The following is a 6,785-nucleotide window of genomic DNA, read 5'->3' as shown; positions in this document are numbered from 1 at the left end:
CCCTCCCGCCCCCCCCTCCCCCCCCCCCGGCCTGGGGGTTCGGGCCCACCCCGCGGGGGGGGCGGGGGCCCCCCCCCCCCCCCGCCCCTCCGGGCGTGCTCTACGCAGGTGTTCCGTGGTGCTTGACGACCGTTACTTGACGACCGTGATGCGGTCCGCCGCCGGCGGGGCGATCGGGCTCGCCGCCGAGGACTTCGCCAGGTAGGCGTTGAAGGCCTCCAGGTCGGGCACGCCGACCAGCTTGTTCTTGTGGTCCTTCAGGACGGTGAAGCCGTCACCGCCGCCCGCGAGGAACTCGTTCATCGCGACCCGGTAGGTCTTGGCGGGGTCGATCGCCGCGCCGTTCAGCTTCACCGAGTCCACGACGATGCGGTCCGCGCCCGTCTTCGTCATGTCCAGGGTGTAGGTGAAGCCCTTGGAGACCTGGAGGATCTTCGGGGCCGTACCGTTGACCGGCCCGCTGACCTGCTGCTGGAGCGCGGTGATCAGCTGCGCACCGGTCAGGTCCACGATGTTCATGAGGTTGTTGAACGGCTGCACGGTGTACGACTCGCCGTACGTCACGACGCCGTCCCCCTCGTCACCCGCGGCCTTGTAGGCCAGGTCGGCACGGATGCCGCCCGGGTTCATGATGGCCAGCTGTGCGCCGCCCTTGTCGGCCGGGGCCGTGGCCTCCAGCTGAGCGTCGGCGATCAGGTCGCCGAGCGGCTTCTCCGGGGCCTCCGAGCCGCGGCCCGCGATGTCCGCCGAGATGTAGCCCATCGGCCGGTTGGCGACCGGCGCCGCCAGGGTCTTCCAGCGGTCGATCAGCTCGGTCATGTCCGGGGCCTTGGGCAGGTCCCGGGTGACGACCTTGTTGACCGGCTTCGGCGAGACGAGCGGCGTACGGACGATGTCCTTGGTCTGCCGGTCGTACGTCAGCGTGGTGTCCGTGAACAGGCGGCCGTAGGAGGCGGCCGAGGTGACCATGCGCGGGTTGCCCGCCGGGTCGGGGATGTTGCACGCGTACGCCTGGTGCGTGTGGCCCGTAACCAGCGCGTCGACCTTCGAGTCGACGTTCTTCGCGATGTCCACGATGGCGCCCGAGATGCCGGCGCCGGCACCCGGCACGTTGCAGTCGTAGTTGTACGCGCCGCTCGCGGGCAGTCCGCCCTCGTGGATGAGCGCGACGATCGACTTCACGCCCTGCTTGTTCAGCTCCTCGGCGTACTTGTTGATCGTCTCGACCTCGTCGCCGAACTTGAGGCCCTTGACCCCGTCGGCGGTCACGACGTCCGGGGTGCCCTCCAGGGTGACGCCGATGAAGCCGATCTTCACGTCCCCCTTCTTCCAGATGAAGGTGGGCGACATCAGCGGACGCTTGGTCTTCTCGTCGGTCACGTTCGCCGCGAGGTACTTGAACTCGGAGCCGGTGAACTCCTTGCCGTACTCGAAGCAGCCGTCGACCGGGTGGCAGCCGCCGTACGCCATGCGGCGCAGCTCGGTCTTGCCCTCGTCGAACTCGTGGTTGCCGACGCTCGTGACGTCCAGCTTGAGCTTGTTCAGCGCCTCGACGGTCGGCTCGTCGTGGAAGAGACCCGACAGCATCGGGCTGCCGCCGATCATGTCACCGGCGGCGGCGGTGACGGAGTACTCGTGGCCCTTGCGGGCTTCGCGCAGGCCGGTCGCCAGGTACTCGACACCGCCGGCCGGTATGGCCTTGGTGGTGCCGTCCGCCTGACGCTCGCTCACGGTGCCGGAGGAGCCCTGCGGCGGCTCCAGCGTGCCGTGGAAGTCGTTGAACGACAGCATCTGCACGTCGACGGTGCGGTCCTTGCCGGCACCGCCACCACTCGCGGCCCCGGCCGGCAGCGCGGCGGCGACCATCGCTCCGGCCCCGGCCGTGACGGCCAGGGCGGTGAAGGCCAACCGGCGCGTGCGGCGGTTCCGTTGTGGCTTCGCTGACATTTAGTCCCCTTATGTGACAGCGGTAATGCATGGGAGGTCCGGGGAAGCCTATGGTCAACGCGCGTAGCACGACAGGGGGTACCGGGTATCGAGCTGGTTACACGCGGAAGACGGATCGATGGCGGGACCCCCGCCCGCACACCACCACCCGCGCCGCCCGCGGCCGTAGGCTCGACGTATGACTGACGACGCAGCAGCGGCCCTGGAGCCGGGACGGCAGATGGAGACGCTCGACGAGCTGACGGAGGAACAGGCCGACGCCGTGCTCGCGCTGATCGAGGAGGCGGCCCGGTCGGACGGCACCACCGCCGTGTCCGAACAGGGCCGGCTCCAGTTGCGCGGCGGCCGCCGCGAGGGCATCCGGCACTTCCTGGTCACCGAGAAGGGGCGGCTCGCCGCCTACGGCCAACTGGAGGACACCGACCCGGTGGAGGCCCCCGCCGCCGAGCTGGTCGTCCATCCCGCCCTGCGCGGACGCGGACACGGGCGGGCCCTCGGCTCGGCCCTGCTCGCCGCCTCCGGCAAGCGGATCCGGGTATGGGCACACGGGGGCAAATCGGCTGCCCGCCACCTCGCGCAGGTGCTCGGCCTGACCCTGTTCCGCGAGCTCCGCCAGCTGCGGCGCCCGCTCGACGGCCCGGACGCGCCGCCGCTGCCCGAGCCGGTGCTGCCGCCCGGCGTGAGCGTGCGCACCTTCGTACCCGGCCAGGACGACGCGGCCTGGCTCGCCGCGAACGCGGCCGCCTTCGCCCACCACCCCGAACAGGGCACGCTGACGCAGCGGGACCTCGACGACCGCATGGCGCAGCCGTGGTTCGACCCCAAGGGGTTCTTCCTCGCCGAACGGGAGGGGCAGGAGGGGGAGATCATCGGCTTCCACTGGACGAAGATCCACGCCGCGGACCAGCTCGGCGAGGTGTACGTCCTCGGCGTCCGCCCCGGCGCCCAGGGCGGCGGCCTCGGCAAGGCCCTCACCACGATCGGCCTGCGCCACCTGGCCGCGGCGGGCCTGCCGACGGCGATGCTGTACGTGGACGCCGACAACCCGGCGGCCCTCTCCGTCTACGAGGGCATGGGCTTCAGCACCCACGAAGTCGACCTCATGTACCGCACCGAAAGCTGACGCCGCCCCACCCCGCGGGGCTCCCGCCGGCCCGGAGCCCCGGAACACCGCGCCCGCGCGCAGGCCGCCGGGGCCCGGCGGCAGGCCGCACGACGGCGGACCGACCCGCCTGACCGGACCACCGAGCCGGATCACCGGGCCGGTACGCCGGGCCGGATCACCAGGCCGGGTCGCCGCGGGGCGGCCGGGCCGGGGGTGGTGCTGCGTGCGCGGGGCCGCCGGGGCGGGGGGCGACGTACTCGTGTGTCATGCGGACCCTGGAAGCCATGCGCCATTCACCGGGCCTTAAGACGCGCTTGCGACCCTCCCCGCATGCAGCCCCGCCTCCGACTGACGGCGACCACGTCCGACGCGCCTGACCTGCCGCGTGCGCGGAAGAATGGAGTCATGAGCCACCAGCCCAGCGCAGGCCCCACCGAGGTCCCCGCCCAGCACCCGTCTCGCCCCTCCTCCGCCGACCCCGCAGCAGCACCGGCATCGGCCTCGGCACCGGCGGCCGCGCGGATCGGCTCCATAGCCGCGCACCGCCCCCACGTCGGCCTCGAACCGGATCTCGCCCCCGACCTCGACGCCGACCTGGACCCCTACGAGGACAAGGACGGCGGCGAACTGCCCGCCGGGCGGTTCCTGGACCGCGAGCGCAGCTGGCTGGCCTTCAACGAACGCGTCCTGGAGCTGGCCGAGGACCCGACGACCCCGCTGCTGGAGCGCGCCAACTTCCTGGCGATCTTCGCGAGCAACCTCGACGAGTTCTTCATGGTCCGCGTCGCCGGCCTCAAGCGCCGCATCGCGACCGGCGTCGCCACCCGTTCGGCCTCGGGGCTGCAGCCCCGCGAGGTCCTCGACCTCATCTGGACCCGCTCGCGCGAGCTCATGGCCCGCCACGCCGCCTGCTTCCAGCAGGACATCTCCCCGCAGCTCGCCGAGGAGGGCGTCCACCTCATCCGCTGGCCCGACCTCACCGAGAAGGAGCAGGCCCGCCTCTTCACGCTGTTCCGGAACCAGATCTTCCCGGTGTTGACCCCGCTGGCCGTGGACCCCGCGCACCCCTTCCCGTACATCTCGGGCCTCTCGCTGAACCTGGCGGTCGTCGTGCGCAACCCGGTCAGCGGGCACCGCCACTTCGCCCGCGTCAAGGTGCCGCCGCTGCTGTCCCGGTTCCTGGAGGCCTCCCCGCAGCGCTACGTCCCGCTGGAGGACGTGATCGCCGCGCACCTGGAGGAGCTGTTCCCCGGCATGGAGGTGCTCGCGCACCACATGTTCCGCGTGACCCGCAACGAGGACCTGGAGGTCGAGGAGGACGACGCCGAGAACCTGCTCCAGGCCCTGGAGAAGGAGCTCATGCGGCGCCGCTTCGGCCCGCCGGTGCGCCTGGAGGTCGAGGAGTCCATCGACCCCGGCGTCCTGGACCTGCTGGTGCAGGAGCTGAAGATCTCGCCCGCCGAGGTCTACCCGCTGCCCGGCCCGCTGGACCTGACCGCCCTCTTCGGGATCGCCTCCCTGGACCGGCCCGAGCTGAAGTACCCGAAGTTCGTCGCCGGCACCCACCGGGACCTGGCCGAGGTCGAGTCCGCGTCCGCGCCCGACATCTTCGCCGCGCTGCGCGAGCGGGACGTCCTGCTGCACCACCCGTACGACTCCTTCTCCACCTCGGTGCAGGCCTTCCTGGAACAGGCCGCCGCCGACCCGGACGTCCTCGCGATCAAGCAGACGCTGTACCGCACCTCCGGCGACTCGCCGATCGTCGACGCCCTGATCGACGCCGCCGAATCGGGCAAGCAGGTCCTCGTCCTGGTCGAGATCAAGGCCCGCTTCGACGAGCAGGCCAACATCAAGTGGGCGCGGAAGCTGGAGGAGTCCGGCTGCCACGTCGTCTACGGCCTGGTCGGCCTCAAGACCCACTGCAAACTCTCCCTGGTCGTCCGTCAGGAGGGCGACACCCTGCGCCGCTACAGCCACGTCGGCACCGGCAACTACCACCCCAAGACCGCCCGCCTCTACGAGGACCTCGGCCTGCTCACCGCCGACCCGCAGGTCGGCGCGGACCTCTCCGACCTGTTCAACCGGCTGTCGGGCTACTCGCGCCGCGAGACCTACCGCCGGCTGCTCGTCGCCCCGCGCTCCCTGCGCGACGGGCTGATCGCGCGGATCGACAAGGAGGCCGCCCACCACCTGGCCGGCCGGCCCGCCTACGTCCGCCTCAAGATGAACTCGATCGTCGACGAGGCCCTCATCGACGCCCTCTACCGGGCCTCCCGCGCGGGAGTTCCCGTCGACATCTGGGTCCGCGGCATCTGCGCCGTGCGCCCCGGTGTCACCGGGCTCTCGGAGAACATCCGGGTCCGCTCGGTCCTCGGCCGCTTCCTGGAACACTCCCGGGTCTTCGCCTTCGGCAACGGCGGCGAGCCCGAGGTGTGGATCGGCAGCGCCGACATGATGCACCGCAACCTCGACCGCCGCATCGAGGCACTGGTCAGGGTCACCGACCCGGCCCACCGGGCGGCACTCGACCGGATGCTGGAAACCGGCATGTCCGACGCCACCTCCTCCTGGCACCTGGGCCCGGACGGCGAATGGACCCGGCACAGCACCGACCCCGAAGGCCAGCCGCTGCGGCACGTTCAGGAGATGCTCATAGACGCCCGGAGGCGCCGGCGTGGCTCAGCCAAACCATGACCTGATGGCGGGGACCGGTACCGCAGGTGACGTGCTCGGCACGTACCTGCGGGCCCAGGCCACCGCCTTCCTGCGCGCGCTCCGCGGGCACACCGGGAGCGCGGTGAGCGGGTCCGACGCCGTCGACGGCGCTGAGGCGGCGCGCAGCCTGCGGGGGGCTGCGCGCCGGATCAGCGGATCGCTGGCCACCTTCCGGGTGGTGACCGAGTCCTCCTGGGCCGACGGGCTGCGCACCGAACTGGTGTGGCTGTCCTCGACCCTGGCCGACGAGCACGCGTACGCCGCCCGGCTGACCCGGCTGATGGACGCGCTGCACCGGCTCGCGGGCACGCCGGAGGTCTCCTCGCCGCGGGGCGGCGCCGGCGCCCTCACGGTGGGCTCGGCGCGGGCGGGCGCGCTGCTGGAGCGCCAGCTGACCCTGGCCCGGACCCGGGCGCACTCGGCGACGCTCCAGGCCCTCGGCTCTTCCCGGTTCCACGCGGTGGCGGACGCGGTCGCGGTCCTCGCCTCGGAGGTGCCGCTGGACCCGGTCGCGGCCCGGGGGCCGGTGGAGGAGGTCCTGGTGCCCCTGGCGGAGGTGGCGCGGCACCGGCTGGCGGCGGCCGTCTCGGCGCTGCCGCCGACCGAGCGGGCACAGCCGTACAACGCCGACCACGACGGCTCCTGGCACGAGGTGCGCCGCCTGCTGCGGGTCCACCGCTACGCCCGGGAGGCCCTGGGCGAGGAGGTGGACCGGCTGGCCGCGGCGGGCGAGGCCCTGGACCGCCACCGCGACGCGGCGGAGGCGGCGGCCGCCTCCGCGACGGCGGCCCGCACCCCGCGCATCGCCCCGGCGACGGCCTACGCCCTGGGCATCCTTCACGCGGACCAGCGCCATGAGGTGGAGGCGGCCCGCACGGCGTTCTTCCGCATCGGGGTGGGGGTCGGCGCGCCATCGCCCAGCTGACGCGGGACGGCCGGAACTGGCCGGAATCCGCCCCCGGCGCCGGGGGCGGTCGGCGCCGCGGCCGGGGGGGGGGGCCCCGCCGCCCCCCGGCCC

The 6,785-nt window shown here is 72.8% G+C and carries 4 protein-coding genes; 3 read left to right on the top strand and 1 reads right to left on the bottom strand.

Annotation, left to right across the window (positions count from 1 at the left end; translation table 11 throughout):
* Positions 1–132 precede the first annotated feature (132 nt).
* The gene (locus AB0B01_RS30410) at positions 133–1,947 is read right to left on the bottom strand and encodes a bifunctional metallophosphatase/5'-nucleotidase (protein ID WP_361726085.1); all 1,815 of its coding nucleotides are present in this window, start codon (positions 1,945–1,947) and stop codon (positions 133–135) included.
* A 178-nt stretch (positions 1,948–2,125) separates the two neighbouring features.
* Between AB0B01_RS30410 and mshD the strand changes: the two genes are divergently transcribed.
* The 3 genes from mshD to AB0B01_RS30395 all read left to right on the top strand — a co-directional run bounded on the left by mshD (position 2,126) and on the right by AB0B01_RS30395 (position 6,692).
* The gene (gene mshD, locus AB0B01_RS30405) at positions 2,126–3,070 is read left to right on the top strand and encodes a mycothiol synthase (protein WP_361726082.1); all 945 of its coding nucleotides are present in this window, start codon (positions 2,126–2,128) and stop codon (positions 3,068–3,070) included.
* A 387-nt stretch (positions 3,071–3,457) separates the two neighbouring features.
* Positions 3,458–5,746 (top strand): RNA degradosome polyphosphate kinase, encoded by a 2,289-nt coding sequence (locus tag AB0B01_RS30400; protein WP_361726079.1) that lies wholly within the window; start codon positions 3,458–3,460, stop codon positions 5,744–5,746.
* Positions 5,747–5,750: 4 nt separating this feature from the next.
* Complete coding sequence (locus AB0B01_RS30395; protein ID WP_361726076.1) at positions 5,751–6,692, top strand: CHAD domain-containing protein; 942 nt, start codon at positions 5,751–5,753, stop codon at positions 6,690–6,692.
* Positions 6,693–6,785: the final 93 nt, after the last annotated feature.

Origin of the sequence: Streptomyces sp. NPDC044571 (assembly GCF_040647115.1) — a bacterium.
GTDB lineage: Bacteria > Actinomycetota > Actinomycetes > Streptomycetales > Streptomycetaceae > Streptomyces.
The sequence above is the reverse complement of the archived record's forward strand: the minus strand, read 5'-3'. Positions and strand labels throughout refer to the sequence as shown.

Coding starts and splice junctions, on each gene's coding strand:
- mshD (WP_361726082.1), top strand. CDS start 2,126: ATGACTGACGACGCAGCAGCGGCCCTGGAGCCGGGACGGCAGATGGAG.
- AB0B01_RS30395 (WP_361726076.1), top strand. CDS start 5,751: ATGGCGGGGACCGGTACCGCAGGTGACGTGCTCGGCACGTACCTGCGG.
- AB0B01_RS30410 (WP_361726085.1), bottom strand. CDS start 1,947: ATGTCAGCGAAGCCACAACGGAACCGCCGCACGCGCCGGTTGGCCTTC.
- AB0B01_RS30400 (WP_361726079.1), top strand. CDS start 3,458: ATGAGCCACCAGCCCAGCGCAGGCCCCACCGAGGTCCCCGCCCAGCAC.